Source organism: Pseudomonas sp. DWP2-2, assembly GCF_049897065.1.
GTDB lineage: Bacteria > Pseudomonadota > Gammaproteobacteria > Pseudomonadales > Pseudomonadaceae > Aquipseudomonas > Aquipseudomonas paracarnis.
Window position 1 is genome coordinate 31,983 of sequence record NZ_JAFCVN010000002.1, and the last position, 18,011, is coordinate 49,993.

Below are 18,011 nucleotides of genomic sequence, written 5' to 3' on the forward strand. Positions count from 1 at the left end.
AAAATAAACCCGGCCTGGTGCCTAATGCCAGTCAGTTAAGAGCTAGAGCAGACAACCAGTGACTTGTGGCGAGGGAGCTTGCTCCCGCTGGACTGCGTAGCAGTCCCATTTTGGGGGCCGCTTCGCGCCCCAGCGGGAGCAAGCTCCCTCGCCACAGTTACCGATTCTGTCTTAACTGACTGGCATTAGCCTGGTGCCGGGTTTATTTTTGCCTGTTGGTCTGTTCAGGATGCTTGTGCCGCACGTTGTTGCTCATCTTTTGCTATGAGCAGGCGATTTAGGTCTTCTCCGACATTGAGCGCCTCGATCTCGGCCAGCAGATGCGGATGCTTATCCAGTAGGCGCATGAGTGTAAACAATGGTTCAGGAGGGAAAACCTCAGCCCTTTCGTAGCGAGAAAATGAGTTTTGCCCGCGCACAGTCAACAGCTTCACTGCCTCCTTCTGAGTGAGGTGCAGTTTGCGACGGATTCGCTTCATTTCAGCCGCGATGACTTTTCTGCCATCAATCAATAATTGGTCACTGGCATCGGAATAACGCTCTGCGCTGTCATCGTCATGATCGAATTCGATTTCCTTACAAACCTGGCATTCCCAGCCCGCGATGTTTGGAATGTCGCGCATCATGCCGCGTGTGTTGATGGTGAAGGTGCGACCTGCGAAATACTGCATTCCATCATGGGTTCCGCAATTTACGCATTGTTGGGTTTTCATAAGGTTTTCTCCTTGAAGGAGATTACGGGAGCTTCGCCGCCTGGGCGGTGAGTCACCTTGATGTAGGCCAGATCGTAATGAGGTGTGTACTTTTCCATAAGACACCTGAGTCCAATAATTACCCTCTGAGGGTAATTTTACCAATCGAAAATACTGCTCCTTTCCCTGCCTAAAAACCCTAGTGCGTTGCCTTTGTAGGCGACTCCTAATAGGCTGTAGGAAAATTCATCCTATGATTGGACGAAAGCGTAAAGCCCATGACAGACATTGCCCCGCTGATCAAACGCTCCCTGGTTGACCAGGCGCTGGAACAACTACGTCTGCGCATTGCCCAGGGTGTGTGGGCCGTTGGCGAACGCCTGCCCACCGAGCCCGAACTGTGCGCCGAGCTGGGGATCAGCCGTAACACCGTGCGCGAAGCCATGCGCGTGTTGGCATTCTCCGGGTTAATCGAAATTCGTCAGGGCGACGGCAGTTATTTGCGCTCGATGACCGACCCGTTGGGCACGATGCGTGCGTTGTCTCATTGCACCCTGGGGCAGGCGCAGGAGACGCGGCAGATTCTGGAAGTGGAGGCCATCGGCCTTGCTGCTCAACGCCGTACTGCAAGTGACCTGCGAGCGTTGCGCACAGCGCTGGATACCAGCGCCGCGCTGTATCAGGGCGACCTCGAGGCCTATATCAGCGCCGACCTGGCGTTTCACCAACGTTTGGTGGACGCCGCACACAACCCGGCCTTGAGCGAGCTGTATCAGTATTTCTCCGCTATCGTCGGCGCGCAGTTGCGCCAGACCCTGAACCTTTCACCGCGTCGCCAGGCCGTGTTCGACTTGCACGTTGCCCTGCTTGACGCCGTGGAACAGCAAGACCCCGAACGTGCCAAATCCCTCTGCCGGCAGTTGATCAATGAACCCTGAAACCCAACACACACCCGAACTTGAAGAGTTGTTGATTGACGCCGAGGCCGATGACGACGTGGTGCAACACAACCACCCGCTGGTGAGCCGGCCCTGGTTGCTGTTGCTGGGCCTGATCCTGGTGGCGCTCAACTTGCGCCCGGCCTTGTCGAGCCTGTCGCCGCTGTTGGCCGACGTCTCCAGCAGCCTGGGCCTGTCGGCGGCCCAAGCCGGTTTACTGACCACCCTGCCGGTGTTGTGCCTGGGCCTGTTCGCGCCCATGGCACCGATCCTGGCCCGACGCTTTGGGGCTGAGCGGGTGGTGTTCGGCATCTTGCTGACCCTGGCTGGCGGGATCATCCTGCGCAGTTCATTCGGGGAAGTGGGCCTGTTTGCCGGCAGCCTGATCGCCGGCGCCAGCATTGGCATCATCGGCGTATTGCTGCCGGGTATCGTCAAGCGCGACTTCGCCGCACGCGCGGGCGCCATGACCGGCGTCTACACCATGGCCCTGTGCCTGGGCGCCGCACTGGCGGCAGGGGCAACGGTACCCCTGAGTCATTACTTCGGCGACAGTTGGCCCCTTGGCCTGGGGTTCTGGATTCTGCCAGCGCTATTGGCGGCGTTGTTCTGGTTGCCGCAAGTCGGGCAGAAGCACGGCGCCCATCGCGTCGCCTACCGCGTGAAGGGGCTACTGCGTGACCCGTTGGCCTGGCAAGTGACCTTGTACATGGGCCTGCAATCGTCCCTGGCCTACATCGTGTTCGGCTGGTTGCCGTCGATCCTGATCGGCCGTGGCCTGAGTGCCACAGAGGCGGGATTGGCGTTGTCCGGCTCGATCATTGTGCAGTTGTTCAGTTCCCTGGCCGCGCCATGGCTGGCTACCCGTGGCAAGGACCAGCGCCTGGCGATCGTGGTGGTGATGCTGCTGACCCTCGGCGGCCTGTTCGGCTGCCTGTATGCGCCGCTGGACGGTTTGTGGGGTTGGGCGATTCTGCTCGGTCTGGGGCAGGGCGGTACCTTCAGCCTGGCGCTGACCTTGATTGTGCTGCGCTCGCGTGACGCTCACGTAGCCGCCAACCTGTCGAGCATGGCCCAGGGGATCGGTTATACCCTGGCGTCCCTTGGCCCTTTCGCTGTGGGCGTGGTGCATGACTGGACCGGCGGCTGGACGGCCATCGGCTGGATCTTCGCAGTGATCGGCCTCGGCGCCATCGTGGCGGGCCTGGGCGCCGGACGTGCGCGCTACGTGCACGTCACCTGTGAGAAGGTCTAGAGATAAACCACTTCCAGCGTGGCCGAACCGTCAATCGGGGTTTGCGTGCTCAAGTCCAGATTCTTGCGAGCATTGATCACGGTCTGCACCGTGACGTGGCTGCCTATTATGCCAATGGCGGTGGGGCCGCTGACGCTGCCCTCGATCGACGTAAAGCCCAGGTAGCTGCGGGAACCGATGTCGATGGGGTTGAGGTTGGACGTGCGCCATGCCAGGCCCCCGGTGGTGGATTCGGTGCCGTAGAGTTGCCCGTTGTTGCTGGCCTGGGTCTGCCGAGGATCGAAGGTCATGGAGTAGACGCCCAGGGGCGTGCCGTTGCTGTCGAACCCCAGCCCGTAGTAAATCTCGCTTTCGACCAGGGTCGAGTCGCTGCGGTTGTCTTGCATGCGCAGGGCATAACGTACCGGGCCGGTACACGCCATGCCGAAGAACAGGGTCTTGGCGGGTAGACGGGTGCGAGTTTCCAGGTTCAAGTCTTGTTGAGATATTTTGCCGTAGTCAATCAGGCCGCCGTTTGACAGTTGCGGCAGGCACGCGGCGGGCGTGACCAGCCCCTGGACGCTGAGGTCCACCGTCGAGGCCGCCAGCGCCGCCTGAGTGCTGGTCAATAATAGAAGGCTGCAAAGGGCAGGAATTTTCATGGTACGCACTCCTACAAGTAAATGATTTCGAGGGTGCCGGACCCATTGATACGCACGACATCGCGCAGATCCAGCGATTGGATGGGGGCCAGGTACGTCTTGATGCGCATCGTGCCGGTCAGGACCTGTATGGCGAGCGGGCCCGTAGTCACGCCGGTCTTGTCGGTAAAGCCCATGAGGCTGTTGGCAGCCATGGGGATCTGCCGCGCAGTGGAACTGCTCCAGGCTGCGCCATTGCTGGTGGAGTCGGTGCGGTACAGCGTGGATAAGCTGTCGGCGCTGAATTCCGCTGGGTCGACCGTCAGGTAGAAACGTCCGATTTTGTTGTTGCTGGCGTCCAGGTCCAGGCCATAGGCCGTTTCATCGGTGCCGCCGGTGGCTGAGCCATCGCGATTGTCTTTCATACGCAGGCCGAAGCGGGCCGGAGCATCGCAGGTCACGCTCAGGCGCACGGTGCGCGTCGGTAGCGGTGTTTCGTGGGTGGCACTCAGATCCTTGGCGTACAGCGTGCCGTAGTCCACGACGCCCTGGTCCGACAGTGTCGGTTGGCAGGCGGTCGGCGCGAAGTGGGCGCGCAACGTGAGGTCGCGGTAACGCCCGCTTGCGCTGTGGTACATCATCCCACTGACTTCCCAGGTGGTGGCGTCGCGTACCTGGGTGGCGGCCGGGTCGGCCCAGGCGCGCAGAGTCAACTGCAACGCCAGGGTTTTCCCCTGCAATACCGTGCCCTGGTGCAGCGGAGCGATGCCATGGTCGGGTCGCCATTCCAGCACGCTGGCGCTGCTCACCGGCGCCTGGCCTGCGCCGGGCAACAAGCCCAGTTCCACCGCCCGGCCGTCGAGTACGGCGTTGCCGACTTCGATGGCGTAGCTGCCGTTGGGAGTGAATTGCAGGCGTTGCGCGGAGGCGGCGGTGCCGCGATAAAACAGGCTCAGGTCCTGGGCCTGGGGGCAGGTGAACGTCAGGCTCAAACGGCGCTCGCCGAGCAGGCGTTGCGGCGCACTGTCGCTTTGCGCCAGGCGACTCATCAAGCCCAAATCCACCAGCGGCTCGCTGAGGTTGAATTGGCATTCCTCAAAGGCTTGAGCGGTGCCGGCAAATGCGAGCAATAACCCCAGGCTCACGTAGCGCAAACAGATTGCAGGGTGCATGGCAGTAGTCCTCATGGTGTGTGGCAACGAGCAGGTGCGGTTTCGAAATACACCGTGGGGTCGGCTTTTGCCGGCAGTTGGTAGCGCAATTCACAGCGTTTGCCTTGCGAGGTGGTGATCCACAGCGCTCCTTGGTCCAGCACATTGGGCAGGAACACCTGGCTGGCGTCCTGCACCAAGGTGATGAACTCACCTGTGTTCGTCGTAACGGACGCTCCCACGGGCATGGGGTTTCCCTGATCGTCGCTGACGGTGAGCAGCATGCGGCGGGTCAGGCCCACGCCGAATTCGACCCGATCGACAGCGCCACGCCCGGCCGAGATCATGGCCAGGCCATTGTTGATATCGGCGTTGCGCGGTAGAGAGCGGGTCTGCACTTCCACTGGGCTGCGCCCGTAGGCGGCCACCTGCGACACCACGGCCTGGCCTTGCCAGTCGGTCCAGACCGGGCCACTGGGGGTGCTGAGTTTGATGCCGCTCATGTCGCCGACGGAAACCAGAGCGAAGGTGTCGCGCACCGGGTAGGGGGTAAATGTCATACCGTCGCCATGCACGACTACACCGCCGCGGGCGCCGCCCTGGTAGCTCGAACGCTCGGCATCGGAGCGGCTGTAGCTCAAGTCGAGTTGGGTATAGCGTGGCAATGCCGAAATGCCCACGCTGGTTTCCACCTCATGGTCACTGCTGTCGTGTTCGGCGCTGACGCGGTAGCTCAATTGGTCGTCAAGCTGTTCGGTCAGGCCCAGACCGGTACGGTTTTGGCCGCCGGAGTTGCGCACCCAACTGCGCACCCGGCGGCTTTCGCCCAACGGCACGCTGACAGTGAGGTAGACCGCGTTGTCCTGTTGCTGGCGTCCGCCCATCTGCCACTCGGCGCTGGCCGATAACGAGACTGCGCCAATGCTCGTGCCCCACGCTGCGAGCGCGCGGCTGCTGCTGTTGCCCTCGAAGGTACTCGAACGTGAAACGCCGGCGCTGAATGCGCCCAGCTGCGGATGTGACCACCCCAGGTTGATACTTTGTTGATCGCGATAGCGTGAGTTGCGCTGACTGCCGTCGCGCTCGTAGGTGCTTTCCTCCAGTTCGCGGTAGCCGCTGCTGCGCCAGGAGTTGGCGGCGCTGAACGACCATCGCTCGCTCAGGCGCTGTGACCAGGAAAGATCAGTTTGCACGCCCGAGACTTTTTCCCACGACTGGGTGTTGGACAATTGGGTAGACACTTGGATCTGACTGTCCAGCCACGGCAGCCAGCCCAGGCTGGCGCCCGCCGAGCGATACTCGCCGGTCGCCAGCACGCCACTGCCCAGGGTCAGTTGCGGATGCAAGTTCCCGGTCCAACCGGCGCTGACCACCCACGGCGCCTCTGCCTCGGCCCCGCCGACGTTACGTACGCGCCCCGCTGCGACCGAATAGCCGGGTGCAGGCAGGCCGAGACCGAGCATGGCGGCGGGTACGGTGAAACGTCGTTCCCCGCCGACACTTTCCTTGACCGTGACTTCGACGTCCGAGCGCGTATTCAGGCGACGTACATCGTTCAGCACAAACGGCCCGGCAGGCACCACGGTGGAGTGAATCAGCGCCCCGTTCTGGCGCACTTCTACCTGTGCCGGGCTGTTGGCGATCCCCTGGATTTGCGCGCTCTGGCCTTGCTCCTGAAGGGCGTGCTCGGTCAGCACCTGCACGCCGGTGATCTGTGCGCCAGACAACACCGGGTTATAGAGGTTGATCTGCCCGGCCTGCAGCACTGCCTGATGGCTGGCGAAGGTCCGTTGCGCATAGGCCTCCAAGTGGACGCTGCGCGATAAGCCATCCTGCCAGGTCTGCACTTGGCGGCTGCGCACGATCCAGTCGCCGGCGTTGAAGCCGATTTCGGTATTGGCTGAGCCAAACCGGCTGGCGTCTTCGCCAAAGCGGTTGTAGAACCCGCTCAGGTCGTAGTTGAGCATCCCGGCAAACCCGCCGGTCTGGTAGCCCGAGATGTCCTGTTGCACGGGGCGCAGTGCTTCGGTGGGCACGACCAGTGCCAACGTCAGTGTCGACGGGTCCGGTTCCACCAGGCTTTGCGGATACCGCACGAGAAAATCCTCACAACCCACGGGTTCAGCGGGTATCACCAGGTTGGCGGCGTCCAGCAACGCACGGTCCAGGCAGGGGTTGCCCTGTTGATCGAAACTGACCTCCAGGCGTCCCCGGCGCAGGCCATTGACCCGCAGGTTGACGCTATGACGGCCGGCGGCAAAGCGCGGTGTTGCCAGCAGCAGGCTGGCCAACTGTGGATCGATGCCGCGCTGATGCAAGGTCTGGGCGTCGAAGCCTGCGGGGCTGGTGTCGTCGGCCCACGCCTTGTCCGGCATAAGCGCATACAGCAGCAACACCAGCGGCAAGGCTGGGCGAATGGGCACGGCTTCGCCGTCACGGTAACTCAATACTGTTTTCACGCAAGGTACTCGCTTAGTGAACGCACAGCCCTCATTGGGTTCGGGGCTTTGGGCGTTCTGGTGACGGTCGATAAGCCGTCACTTCGTTATCCAGGCGGCGGTCTTGGCGACGCCTGTGGTTTTCTGTCAGAGGGTGATGGGGGCGTCGTAGGCCTTGACCGCAAACCCGTACACAGTGGCCGGTTGCAGCCTCACCGTCTTGGCTTGGCCACCGCTGGCAGGCACGCTCAAGGCTTCACCTGGCAGCACGTAGGTGCGCGGCAGCATCGCCTTGCCGTCGCCGGGCAACAGCCGCAGCTCCTGGGCCAGGCGCACCACATAGGGCGTGTCATTACGCACCTGCAATTGGCCGTCGCGCAGGGTCCATGTCAGGCCGGTCCAGGGGCTGCGATTGGGTGCCAGGCCCTTGGGATGCACAATCACCGGCAGGTTCTGGCGCACGGTCACGCCCACGCGGGCATGACCGGCGGCAGTGGCTGCACGGCCCTGGGGCATGCCTTCGAACACGGCGCGTTTGAGCCGCTGGGTGAGCAACGGTTTTTGGTTTTGCAGAATAAAGCGCACCAACTGGGATTTGGACGCTTCGACTCGAGACAGCGGCGGCGTCACCACCAGCAGGGGTTCGGTGTCTTCCGGAATGTCCTGCAAGGTCACATGCAACAACGAGAGCTGATTGTCGGAGTTGGTCACCGAAACGGAAGCTTCACCATCGGCCTCGTGGACGATCACCACGGATGTGTCCGGGACCATGCCGTCAGCCTTTGCTTGGTTGCCGAATATCAGCAGCAGGGCAATAAGGCCGAACGCGGTGTTTGAGCATGTCATCGTCATGATGGGTTTTCCATTAGGCGAAATGAGTGGGTCAGAGGTAACGCAAATCCAGAACAATGGAGCCGTCGAGGGGCACTTCCTGATTCAGGGTCAGGTACTGCGAAAAGTTGATGGCGGTGTCCACTTGAAGCTGGACCCTCAACTGGCTGATGAAGTCGGGCTGACGGTCGCCCGTCGGGGCAAAGGCCATATAGGATCGCGGGTAGCCATTGGGCTCGGGCGTCCAGCTTTCGCCGCTGTTGGTGGAGGCCAGGACCTGCATAGTCTGTGAGTCCCCCACTGGGTTGCGGTACGACAACGCCACGGAGCCGAGGCGTTCGTCCGGTGCATGGATGTTTCTGCCCAGCCCATAGAAAAAATCCGGTGCCAGGGAAGACTCCGCACGATTGTCGATACCCACCAGCGCAAACAGCATGGGCCTGGCGCATTGCACCTGCAGTTCGAGTTGTCGGCTGGGCAGCACGGTGAATTCGTCGACAAGGAGGGTGTGTGCGGGGATCTTTCCGTGGTCGACGAAACCTTCATCCGACAGCTCGATATAGCAGGCATCCGGTGTCACACGACCGGTTACCGTAAGGTCGACAGCGGTGCCCGCACTGGCCTTGGCCGCAGCGCACAGGGATAACCACAACACGGCAAGGCAACGGGTGAACTTAGTCATCGATTCATCACTGGCACAGGTGAACACAGCCCACGGCGAAGCCCATGCCCATCAAGGATGAGGGCATGGGGCGCCATGGGTCAGAGGTACTTCACTTCAAGGGTGGCGGAGCCGTCGATGGTCACTTCGTTGCTCAGGTCCAGGCCGTCGGCGCGGTGAATTGCAGTGCTTACACCCACATCAACGCTCAAGTCCTTGACCGCCAGGGGCAGGGTAAGGTCCTCCATTGAGGCAACTGACATGTACAGGCCTGGGTCCAGGAACTTCTCTTTGAACCAGGTCTGGCCCTGGTCAGTGGAACCGATCGTCTGCACTACAACGCCATCATCGGCGACCGGGTTGCTCAAGGTGAGGTAGTAGTAACCCAGTTTCTGGGTATCGTTGATAAAACCCAGGCCAAAGTACGAGCTGTCCATGCTGGAACTTGCACGGTTATCGATCGGGTGCAGGGCAAACTGAATCGGAGCGTCACAGTTGACCGTCATCGTCAGGGTGCGTTTATCCAGATATGTTGCGTCGTCCAGATTCAGATCCTTGGCGGAAATCTTGCCGTGGTCGACCACGCCACCACCGGACAAGCTGGGTGTGCAAGCGCTGGGCACGATCAGCCCCTTGACGGTCAGGTCAACGGACGATGCAGCGAAGGTTGTCGCCGAGCCGAGCAGCAATACGCCGGCGGCCAGGGTGGTCAATCGGGTTTTCATCGTAGGGACTCCTTAAAGGTAATTGACTTGTACGGTGGCGTGACCGTCGATAGGGACTTCGTCGGTCAACGTCAGGTTGTTGGCAGGTGCGATGTGGGTGATCAGGCGGATCTCGGCGTCCAGTTCCTGAACTGCAATCGGTATCACGTCGTCGCTGTGGGCGATCGCCGTCAGCAAGGTATGGCTGAGCATCACCGAAGGCATCCAGGTCACGCCGCCATCCCTTGAGGTGATGGTGCGCACGGAGACGCCGTCGGCCACGGGCATATAGAGACCCAGCCCGGCATCGCCGACTTTTTCATCACTGGGTGTGGTGCCCAGCCCATGCCAGCTGAAGTGGCTGGCGGCGGTGCCTGAACGGTTGTCGATGGTGTTGAGGGTGAAGTACGTCGGCCCGTCGCAGCGCACACTCAACAGCATGGTTTCTCTGGGCAGATCGGTGTAGGTGTCGGTGTTGAGGTCCTTGACCGACACCTTGCCGAAGTCCACAGTCCCGCCGCCGGAGATGACTGGTGAGCAAGCGCTGGGGGTGATGCTGCCGCGCACGAGCAAGTCTGTGTTGCTGGCGGCGAATGCTGTCGGGCTGAGGAGCAAGGCGCCTATCAGGCCGGATGCAAAAACATTCATGTCAGTGAATCTCCTTGGGCATGGGGCAGAGGCGTTATAGGTATTTGACTTCAAGCGTGGCGGACCCGTTGATTGGAACCTCTGTGGTCAGATCCATTCCTGCTGTCGGCGCGATGATGGTTGCCACCATGAGGTCTGCCAACACCTGCTGGACCGGGGTGGGTGCCCACCTGCCGGTGGTGTTGTCGCCAAACGAAGCGAGGTAGGAGGCTGGCCACATGTCACCCGGGAAACTTGCCCGCCAGGTGAGGCCGTTATCCGAGGACTCAATCATGGAGATCGCTGCGCCATCGGCGATCGGATTGCTTAAGGTCAGGGAGAAACTGCCTAATTTTTTTCCGCTGACCAAGCCCAGGCCATAGCTGTTCCTCGGATCGTGGGCGTCACCAACGTTATCAATGCCCTTCAGGGCTAGCAGGGTTGGCGCATCGCACGTGATGCCCAGTTGCAGGTTGTGACTTTTAAGCACGGTCCATCCATCCGGCCTCAAATCCTTGGCCGAAATTTTCCCGTGATCGACAATCCCGCCGCTTGAAAGGCTAGGCGCACAGGCGCTGGGCGTGATCAACCCTTTGACGGCCAGGTCCACGCTGCTGGCAGCGAATACCGATGAACTCATGGCGAGCAGCAGGGCACTGCTCAATAGGGCTACATGGCTCTTCATTTTTCTGTTTTTTCCATTGCAGGCTGGCAGATAGAGGTGCGTGCAACGCAACGCCCGCTTCGGTGTCGGCGGGTGGTTGTCGGTGCGACGGTCTCGATATTTTTTGCGGCTGCCGGGGAGTGGCAAGCCGTCCCTCTTTTGGGGTGGGGCACAATTTAGCGAGGAGCGTGCGCGGGGGAAATACAACTAATACGACATTGGCAGGGTGGATCGAATAGGGTGAGTTCGCGTTTTTTCGTAGTTGTTGTATCGGCTTTAAGCCATTCAAAAGGTTATTGGTTTTTTGTCGATAGCATTCAAAGGAATGTGGCGATCGTTGCTGCCTAAGTAGGCCTCTATGGCTATTGCGCCAGTGCCGAAGGTTGCTGCCGGATCAATAGCTACGAAGAGGTACTGATGGGTTCGCTGTCAGGTTCAACCGCAGGCGCGAGCCGCAAATCGAGATCGCCTGTTACTCCCCCGCCTCACTGGCGGCAGTTGCATGTCCTGGTGGCGGAGGATCATTCAGCCCACCGTCTATTGCTGGGTTGCTTGCTGCGAAAACTCGGGTTGGACCATGAGCTGGTCGCCGACGGGTATCTCGGGCGAGTGGCTTATGCTCGTCGGCCCTTTGACCTGGTGATCACTGATTGCCAGATGCCCGTCATGGACGGTTACAGCATGGCCCGCGCCATTCGCCAATATGAGCACCACGTCGGCTTGAGGCGAGTGCCGATCATCGCGTTGACCGCCGACCTGCAAAACGACAGCCCCCAGCGCTGCCGCGACGCGGGCATGGATGCCTGGCTGCTCAAGCCTCTGACCCTGGAACAATTAAGTGCCGTTTTGGCGCGATGGCTCCCGGGTGCCGATCACATGCCTATCGGTGCGGAGCCTGTTGCGAAGGTTATGGGGTGGCCCGCCCGCGCGAGCCTGGTCGCGACGTTTGGCAGTGAACAGGTGGTCAATCAACTGTTGGAAAATCTGCTGGTCGAGGCTTGGCAAGATCACGACCTGTTGGGCCGTGCCTGTGCCGCATTGAACGCATCATTGACCGCCGAACGCCTGCATCGATTGACGGGTAGCCTGGTATTTATAGGAGGAACAGGGCTTGAGTCCTGTGCCGTGAGGTTGATCGAGCAGGTTCAGCGCGATGGCGTGTCTGCGCACCAGGCGGAGTTGACATCGTTCCAGGCACGCTTGCGCACCTATCTGGATTATCTGTCCACTCTGTGAAAGGTGTTTACAGAGGGTTTAAGTTATTTGGAAGTCTAGTTTTTGCTGTAGGTGGTTTCCTATTATGTTGTAGTCCAAAAAATAGCCGCTACTAAACATTGGCTTCGGCTGCAAGTGGGTCTTTGTTAGTAGTTGTTGATGAGCGCTGACAGAGGTATTTTGCGCGGATTCAAGTTGCCACCATTCGTAGGTATCTATGCTTCGAGTAATTATTGCTGACGATCACCCTATTGTTCGAGTCGGGCAGAGAGTCGTGATTGAGGCGAATGGCAAGTGCAAGGTGGTCGGCGAAGCCGACGGTCCCGATCAATTGCTCGGGGTATTGAGTACTACGGCATGTGATGTGCTGGTCACCGATTTTGCCATGCCGGGCGGTCAGCAAGCTGATGGCTACAGCCTGTTGAGCCTGTTGCGTCGTCAGTACCCGAACGTGCCAGTGATCCTGGTGACGATGTTCGCCAACGTTGCCACCCTGCGTGCCTCCTTCGCCCATGGTGCCAAGGCAGTGGTCGCCAAAAGTGCCTCTGCCAAGGAGTTGCCCCTGGCGATCAAAGCCGTGTGCGCCGGCCAGACCTTCGCCAGTGAATGCCTGCGGGTGCAACTGGTGGAGGCGGGGACAGGCAATCAGTCCCATGAGCCGCAGTTGTCCGGCAAGGAGAGCGAGGTGGTGCGTATGTTGGCCAGCGGCATGACGGTCAGCCAGATCGCGGCCAAGGTCCACCGGAGTATTTCCACTATCAGCAAACAGAAAAGTACAGCGATGCAGCGGCTGAGTATCTCTACCGATGTTGAACTGTTCGCCTATGCGCGTGCATCGGGAATGGTGCCTTAGAAAGTTGCAGTTTTATGACAGTGGTTTAACTAAAGGCCAAGTGCAGGATTCGTATTAGTTGTATGGGTCTGGTGCGCTAAGTGCTCTAACTTGTTGTTAGAGCCTGCTGGCATTAGTTGAGGGTTGTTTAAAATCCCGGTCAAATTAGTTGAGGCGAAATACCCATTGTGCGATGTACTTGCTTGTGCCCGCGTAACCGCTGGTTGATCGACCGTAAGTGATGCAACCCTGACGGAGGTCAGTTGCAACGCGCCTGCATTGATAGCCGTCAAGGCCGCGCGGCTAGTGTTCAAGTCCGCACTGCCGACCGCTGAAGAGATCCAGATCGACGGCAGCGCTATTTTTGTCATGAATGCCCATGGTCTTCGCGGCCTGTGCGGATTATCGTGCAGGCCTGACAATAATTGCTGCGGAACCTGCCCATGAGTGCTGCCCACGATGCTCTGATCCACCGCTTCTATGAGGCCTTTCAGCGCCTTGACGCCGAGGCCATGGCCGCTTGCTACACCGACGATGTGGTCTTCAGCGACCCGGCGTTCGGCGAACTGCGCGGGCGGGATGCCGGTGATATGTGGCGCATGCTTACCACGCGGGCCAAGGATTTTTCCCTGACGTTCGACCATGTGCGCAGCGATGACAGCACCGGCAGTGCCCATTGGGTGGCGACGTATTTGTTCAGCGCCACCGGCAATACCGTGGTCAACGATATCGGTGCGCGGTTCGTGTTCCGTGACGGCAAGATCTGTGAACACCACGACCACTTCGACCTGTGGCGTTGGTCGCGCCAGGCGTTGGGCCTCAAGGGCCTGTTACTGGGTTGGTCGCCCGCGCTGAAAAACGCGGTACGTGCCCAGGCGCTCAAAGGCTTGAAGGCATTTCAGGCCGGGCGTTGATAAGCTTGGCGCTCTTCTGGTTTGCCGACATCGACTTGTGACTGATCCCTCTGAACCCAAACCCTGGTTCGTCTATCTGGTGCGGGCCGCCAATGGCTCGCTGTACTGCGGTATCAGCAATGACCCCGTGCGCCGGTTTGCCTCGCACCAAAGCGGCAAGGGCGCACGGTTTTTTCTGTCCAGCCCTGCCGTGGCCTTGGTCTATACCGAGCAATGTGCGAGCAAGGGCGAGGCGCTGCGTCAGGAGCGCTTGATCAAGAAATTGAAGAAGAGTGCCAAGGAGTGCCTGGCCGCGAGTGGCCTCGAGGGCGGCATACACAAAAATAGTTGCGAACCCATGTGAGGTAAACCTGCGCCCCATCCGTGTAGTGCTTGAAACTGCGATCTATTCGCATTAACAGCGTTTTCAACACGGGTTCTCAGAGCATGAAGTCGACGGCGGGCGGTTGGGTAAAACAGTGGCTGGGAGCTTCGGTCTTGGCAGTGTCGGGGCTGGCGTTGCTGCCCTTGAGCGTTGCGCGTGCGCAGGAGCAGCACAGCGCCCAGTTCAATTTTGCCCTGGCAGCCAAACCACTGCCCCAGGCCCTGAGCGAGTTCAGCCGGGTCACCGGCATCAGCGTGATCTATACCGATGAAGCGCCCTACGGCCTCAATGCCCCGGCAGTCAGCGGGCCGATGACGGCGAGCCAGGCGCTGCAACGCCTGCTGAGCCGATCCGGCTTCACGTTCCGCCAGATCGATGCCCGCACCCTGGCGCTGGAGCCGGTGCCAACCGACGGCGCGGTCAACCTCGGCGCTACCACCATCAGCGGCGCCGACCTCACCCAGGACAGCACCAGCTACCAACCGCCGCCGACCAGCTCGGTAATGCGCTCCCATGGGTTGCTGTTGGAAACCCCACAAACCGTCAACGTAGTGCCTGCTCAAGTGCTGCGCGACCAGCAACCGCGCAACCTGGATGACGCGCTGGGCAATATCAGCGGTATCACCCAGACAAACACCCTCGGCAGCACCCAGGACGCGGTGATGTTGCGCGGCTTTGGCGACAACCGTAACGGCTCGATCATGAAGGACGGTATGCCGATGGTGCAGGGCCGTGCCTTGAACGCGACAGCCGAGCGCGTCGAAGTGCTCAAGGGCCCGTCGTCGCTGTTGTATGGCATCCAGGACCCAGGCGGTGTAGTCAATATCGTCAGCAAAAAGCCTGAGCTGGTGCAGTCCACCTCCCTGACCGCACGCGGTTCGACCTTCGGCAGCGGCAAGAACGGCAGCGGCGGTAACCTCGACACCACCGGGCCCCTGGGTGACAGCGGCCTGGCTTATCGCCTGATCCTCGACCATGAAGACGAAGATTACTGGCGCAACTACGGCACCCACCGCGAAACCCTGGTGGCGCCGTCCCTGGCCTGGTATGGCGACACCACCCAAGTGCTGCTGGCCTATGAGCACCGCGAATTTCTCGCCCCGTTCGACCGTGGCACCGCCATCGATCCCAAGACCAACCATCCGTTGAACATCCCCGCCACTCGCCGTCTGGATGAACCGTTCAACAATATGGAAGGGCGCTCCGATCTGTACCGCCTGACTGTCGATCATGATCTCAACGACGACTGGAAAGCCCACTTCGGTTACAGCTGGAACCGCGAGACCTACGACGCCAGCCAGGTGCGCGTGGTCAAGGTCAACACCAACGGCACCCTGACCCGCAGCATGGACGGCACCCAGGGCGCGCTGACCACCGACCGCTTCGCCACCGCCAGCCTCGAAGGCAAGGTAGATGTCGCGGGTATGCAGCACGACCTGGTGTTCGGCCTGGACGATGAGTACCGCAAGATCTACCGCGCCGACCTGATCCGCCAGGCACCGCGGGGCAGCTTTGATTACACCAATCCGGTATACGGCAACGAAGTCGCCGGTTCCAAAGTCAGCGCGCCGGACAGCAACCAGACCGATCTTTTGCGCAGCGATTCGCTGTTCTTCCAGGATGCCATCCACCTCAACGATCAATGGATTCTGGTCGGCGGTGCGCGCTACCAGATGTACGACCAATACGCCGGCAAAGGCGTGCCGTTCACCGCCAACACCGACGGCAATGGCCAGAAGTGGGTGCCTCGGGCCGGGTTGGTGTATCGCTACAGTGACGAATTGTCGTTCTACGGCAGCTACACCGAGTCGTTCAAACCCAACTCCACCATCGCGCCACTGGCCAATAAAACCGTGTTGAATGGCAGTTTGCAGCCGGAGGAATCCAAAGCCTGGGAGCTGGGTACCAAGTTCGACCTGCCGGGGCGTATCACCGCCAGCGCAGCGTTGTTCACCATCGATAAACGCAACGTGTTGGTGCAGGTAGGCGAGGGCCTGACCTCGGAGTACAGCGTGGCCGGCAAAGTGCGCTCCCGTGGTCTGGAGTTGGATGCCAGCGGCCAGCTGACGGATAAGTGGAGCCTGATCGGCAGCTATGCCTACACCGATGCCGAGGTCACCGAAGACCCCAAGCTCAAAGGCAACCGCCTGCAGAACGTGGCAAAAAGCACCGGCTCGCTGTCAGCGGTGTATGACTTCGGCAGCATCCTGGGCGGTGATCAACTGCGCATCGGCGCCGGGGCGCGTTATGTCGGCGAGCGGGCAGGGGACGCGGCCAACAGTTTCGAGCTGCCCAGCTACACCGTGGCTGATGTGTTCGCCAGCTACGACACCAAGCTTGAGGGGCAAAAGGTCAAGTTCCAGCTCAACGTGAAAAACCTGTTCGACCGTACCTACTACACGTCCTCGGTGAATACGCAGTTTGTGTCCATGGGCGATGCGCGGCAGGTGTCGGTGTCCAGTACCTTGACCTTCTGATTCATTTATCTGTGGGAGCTGGCTTGCCTGCGATGGCATCGACTGGGTTTACCTGATACACCGAGTTGTCTGCATCGCAGGCAAGCCAGATCCTACAGGAAAGCGGTCGCCACATTGATAGCGAGCTGTTAGCGTTGCCGCCATTGCATGCTTATGGAAAACGCTACTGATGTACTTTGGAAAATGGCTACGCACCGGCACCCTGCTGGTCGGTTTGAGTTTTTTACTGGGCGGCTGCGCCAGCGTCTCCCAAACTTCCACTCCGGCAACCCTGGATAAACTGCTGAGCGATCCGGCGCTGCAAGGTGCTACGGTCTCGCTGATGGTACGTGACGCCCGCACGGGCTCCACGCTGTATCAGCACAACCCACGCACCCGGCTGGTGCCCGCGTCCAACCTCAAGCTGTTGACCACGGCGGCGGCCATGGATGTGCTAGGGCCGCAATACCGCTTCGCCACCCAACTGCTGAGCAACGGCATACGCCAGGGCGACCGCCTGACCGGCAACCTGTACCTGCGTGGCCTGGGCGACCCGAGCATTCAGTTTGCCGACTACCAGGCGCTGGCCGCGCAATTGGCCAGCCAGGGCGTGCGCCAGGTGCAGGGCGATCTGGTGTTCGACGACACCTGGTTCGATGCCGAGCGATTGGGGGTGGATTGGTCCCATGACGATGAAACCACCTACTACGGCGCGCAGATTTCGGCGCTGACCGTGGCGCCCAATGCGGATTTTGATGCGGGCAGCGTACTGGTTACGGCCAAGGCGCCATTGCGGAACGGCTCGCCGGTGAGTGTCGATATTTTCCCGCCTACTGATTACCTGCAACTGAGCAACCATGCCATGAGCGGACCGGGCAACAGCTATGGAATCAATCGCCGTCACGGCACCAACCTGTTGCAACTCAGCGGCGCAGTAGCGCCGGGAAAGCAGAGCCAGCAATTGGTCAGCGTCTGGGAGCCAACGCAACTGGTCGCGAATCTGTTTGAACAAGCCCTGGCGCAACAGGGCATCACCGTACTGGGGCGTCGGGTGATGGGCGGGGCAAGCCCGACGGCGGTAACGGTGCTGGCCGAGCACCAATCGGCGCCGTTACAGGCGTTGATCACACCGCTGCTCAAGCTTTCGAACAACAATATGTCTGAAGCCTTGCTCAAGGCCATGGGGCGCAAGACGGCCAATAGCGGCACGGCAGCGGCGGGTGCTCTGGCGGTGGCCGGGTTCCTCAAGCGCCAGGGGCTGGAAACCGCCACATTCAGTCAGGTCGACGGCTCAGGCCTGTCGCGGCGCAACCTGGTGTCGTCGCAAACCCTCACCGACCTGCTGCTGGCCGCCAGCAAACAGCCGTGGTTCGACGCCTGGTACAACGCGCTGCCGATTGCCGGCAACACCGACCGCATGACCGGCGGCAGCCTGCGCTATCGCTTGCGCGACACGCAGGCGCAAAACAACCTGCACGCCAAGACCGGCTCCATGGGCGGCGTGTCGTCATTGAGTGGATACATCACCACTGCCGGCGGGCGCAAGCTGGTGTTCTCGATGCTGACCAACAACTACGTGGTGGCCGGCGCGCAGGTCAAGGCGTTGGAGGATCGCGTGGCCGTGGCGCTGGCGCGCAGCGACGAGTGAT

General features: G+C 60.6%; 17 protein-coding genes. 8 read left to right on the forward strand and 9 right to left on the reverse strand.

Annotated features, from left to right (window positions below):
• Nucleotides 1-224: 224 nt before the first annotated feature.
• Nucleotides 225-713 (reverse strand): type II toxin-antitoxin system MqsA family antitoxin, encoded by a 489-nt coding sequence (locus tag ACP7CZ_RS04125; protein WP_034128695.1) that lies wholly within the window; start codon nt 711-713, stop codon nt 225-227.
• Between the two features lie 257 nt (nt 714-970).
• On the opposite strand from ACP7CZ_RS04125, the gene ACP7CZ_RS04130 reads away from it, so the two are divergent.
• Nucleotides 971-1,630 carry a FadR/GntR family transcriptional regulator gene (locus ACP7CZ_RS04130; RefSeq protein ID WP_034128694.1) on the forward strand — a complete coding sequence of 220 codons (660 nt, stop codon included), beginning with the start codon at nt 971-973 and terminating at the stop codon, nt 1,628-1,630.
• Nucleotides 1,620-2,885: a CynX/NimT family MFS transporter gene (locus tag ACP7CZ_RS04135; protein ID WP_057976154.1), complete on the forward strand. Its 1,266-nt coding sequence runs from the start codon at nt 1,620-1,622 to the stop codon at nt 2,883-2,885. The genes ACP7CZ_RS04130 and ACP7CZ_RS04135 overlap by 11 nt, the downstream gene beginning before the upstream one ends.
• Here ACP7CZ_RS04135 and ACP7CZ_RS04140 read toward each other — a convergent pair.
• The 8 genes from ACP7CZ_RS04140 to ACP7CZ_RS04175 form a co-directional block, all read right to left on the reverse strand.
• Nucleotides 2,882-3,526: a DUF1120 domain-containing protein gene (locus tag ACP7CZ_RS04140; RefSeq protein ID WP_034128692.1), complete on the reverse strand. Its 645-nt coding sequence runs from the start codon at nt 3,524-3,526 to the stop codon at nt 2,882-2,884. The two genes, ACP7CZ_RS04135 and ACP7CZ_RS04140, sit on opposite strands and share 4 nt — an antisense overlap.
• Nucleotides 3,527-3,537: 11 nt before the next feature.
• The gene (locus ACP7CZ_RS04145) at nt 3,538-4,677 is read right to left on the reverse strand and encodes a DUF1120 domain-containing protein (RefSeq protein WP_054897723.1); all 1,140 of its coding nucleotides are present in this window, start codon (nt 4,675-4,677) and stop codon (nt 3,538-3,540) included.
• Nucleotides 4,678-4,688: 11 nt separating this feature from the next.
• Entirely contained in the window at nt 4,689-7,103 is a 2,415-nt protein-coding gene (locus tag ACP7CZ_RS04150) for a fimbria/pilus outer membrane usher protein (RefSeq protein ID WP_426173996.1), read from the reverse strand.
• Nucleotides 7,104-7,241: 138 nt separating this feature from the next.
• Nucleotides 7,242-7,946 (reverse strand): fimbria/pilus chaperone family protein, encoded by a 705-nt coding sequence (locus ACP7CZ_RS04155; protein WP_197901194.1) that lies wholly within the window; start codon nt 7,944-7,946, stop codon nt 7,242-7,244.
• A gap of 31 nt (nt 7,947-7,977) precedes the next feature.
• On the reverse strand, nt 7,978-8,607 hold the full coding sequence (locus tag ACP7CZ_RS04160; protein ID WP_365692009.1) for a DUF1120 domain-containing protein: 630 nt from the start codon (nt 8,605-8,607) through the stop codon (nt 7,978-7,980).
• Between the two features lie 80 nt (nt 8,608-8,687).
• The gene (locus ACP7CZ_RS04165) at nt 8,688-9,311 is read right to left on the reverse strand and encodes a DUF1120 domain-containing protein (protein WP_054897725.1); all 624 of its coding nucleotides are present in this window, start codon (nt 9,309-9,311) and stop codon (nt 8,688-8,690) included.
• A 12-nt stretch (nt 9,312-9,323) separates the two neighbouring features.
• Nucleotides 9,324-9,938, reverse strand: a complete 615-nt coding sequence (locus ACP7CZ_RS04170; RefSeq protein ID WP_197901195.1) for a DUF1120 domain-containing protein — start codon at nt 9,936-9,938, stop codon at nt 9,324-9,326.
• 34 nt (nt 9,939-9,972) lie between these two features.
• Nucleotides 9,973-10,728 carry a DUF1120 domain-containing protein gene (locus ACP7CZ_RS04175; protein WP_314547868.1) on the reverse strand — a complete coding sequence of 252 codons (756 nt, stop codon included), beginning with the start codon at nt 10,726-10,728 and terminating at the stop codon, nt 9,973-9,975.
• Nucleotides 10,729-10,998: 270 nt separating this feature from the next.
• Here ACP7CZ_RS04175 and ACP7CZ_RS04180 point away from each other — a divergent pair, with 270 nt between their 5' ends.
• From ACP7CZ_RS04180 to dacB, 6 genes are all read left to right on the forward strand, one after another.
• The gene (locus ACP7CZ_RS04180; RefSeq protein ID WP_034128687.1) at nt 10,999-11,817 is read left to right on the forward strand and encodes a response regulator; all 819 of its coding nucleotides are present in this window, start codon (nt 10,999-11,001) and stop codon (nt 11,815-11,817) included.
• Nucleotides 11,818-12,013: 196 nt separating this feature from the next.
• The gene (locus tag ACP7CZ_RS04185; protein ID WP_034128686.1) at nt 12,014-12,649 is read left to right on the forward strand and encodes a response regulator transcription factor; all 636 of its coding nucleotides are present in this window, start codon (nt 12,014-12,016) and stop codon (nt 12,647-12,649) included.
• A gap of 422 nt (nt 12,650-13,071) precedes the next feature.
• Nucleotides 13,072-13,542 carry a nuclear transport factor 2 family protein gene (locus ACP7CZ_RS04190; protein WP_054897730.1) on the forward strand — a complete coding sequence of 157 codons (471 nt, stop codon included), beginning with the start codon at nt 13,072-13,074 and terminating at the stop codon, nt 13,540-13,542.
• Nucleotides 13,543-13,579: 37 nt separating this feature from the next.
• Nucleotides 13,580-13,885, forward strand: coding sequence for a GIY-YIG nuclease family protein (locus tag ACP7CZ_RS04195; RefSeq protein ID WP_060763558.1), 306 nt, complete (start codon nt 13,580-13,582; stop codon nt 13,883-13,885).
• 83 nt (nt 13,886-13,968) lie between these two features.
• A complete protein-coding gene (locus tag ACP7CZ_RS04200) occupies nt 13,969-16,383 on the forward strand; it encodes a TonB-dependent siderophore receptor (RefSeq protein WP_197901197.1) in 2,415 nt (804 codons plus the stop codon).
• Between the two features lie 169 nt (nt 16,384-16,552).
• Nucleotides 16,553-18,010, forward strand: a complete 1,458-nt coding sequence (gene dacB, locus ACP7CZ_RS04205) for a D-alanyl-D-alanine carboxypeptidase/D-alanyl-D-alanine endopeptidase (RefSeq protein WP_294163906.1) — start codon at nt 16,553-16,555, stop codon at nt 18,008-18,010.
• Nucleotide 18,011 lies beyond the last annotated feature (1 nt).

Coding starts and splice junctions, on each gene's coding strand:
- ACP7CZ_RS04180 (WP_034128687.1), top strand. CDS start 10,999: ATGGGTTCGCTGTCAGGTTCAACCGCAGGCGCGAGCCGCAAATCGAGA.
- ACP7CZ_RS04145 (WP_054897723.1), bottom strand. CDS start 4,677: ATGCACCCTGCAATCTGTTTGCGCTACGTGAGCCTGGGGTTATTGCTC.
- ACP7CZ_RS04170 (WP_197901195.1), bottom strand. CDS start 9,938: ATGAATGTTTTTGCATCCGGCCTGATAGGCGCCTTGCTCCTCAGCCCG.
- ACP7CZ_RS04130 (WP_034128694.1), top strand. CDS start 971: ATGACAGACATTGCCCCGCTGATCAAACGCTCCCTGGTTGACCAGGCG.
- ACP7CZ_RS04140 (WP_034128692.1), bottom strand. CDS start 3,526: ATGAAAATTCCTGCCCTTTGCAGCCTTCTATTATTGACCAGCACTCAG.
- ACP7CZ_RS04160 (WP_365692009.1), bottom strand. CDS start 8,607: ATGACTAAGTTCACCCGTTGCCTTGCCGTGTTGTGGTTATCCCTGTGC.
- ACP7CZ_RS04185 (WP_034128686.1), top strand. CDS start 12,014: ATGCTTCGAGTAATTATTGCTGACGATCACCCTATTGTTCGAGTCGGG.
- ACP7CZ_RS04125 (WP_034128695.1), bottom strand. CDS start 713: ATGAAAACCCAACAATGCGTAAATTGCGGAACCCATGATGGAATGCAG.
- ACP7CZ_RS04165 (WP_054897725.1), bottom strand. CDS start 9,311: ATGAAAACCCGATTGACCACCCTGGCCGCCGGCGTATTGCTGCTCGGC.
- dacB (WP_294163906.1), top strand. CDS start 16,553: ATGTACTTTGGAAAATGGCTACGCACCGGCACCCTGCTGGTCGGTTTG.
- ACP7CZ_RS04135 (WP_057976154.1), top strand. CDS start 1,620: ATGAACCCTGAAACCCAACACACACCCGAACTTGAAGAGTTGTTGATT.
- ACP7CZ_RS04155 (WP_197901194.1), bottom strand. CDS start 7,946: ATGACGATGACATGCTCAAACACCGCGTTCGGCCTTATTGCCCTGCTG.
- ACP7CZ_RS04200 (WP_197901197.1), top strand. CDS start 13,969: ATGAAGTCGACGGCGGGCGGTTGGGTAAAACAGTGGCTGGGAGCTTCG.
- ACP7CZ_RS04190 (WP_054897730.1), top strand. CDS start 13,072: ATGAGTGCTGCCCACGATGCTCTGATCCACCGCTTCTATGAGGCCTTT.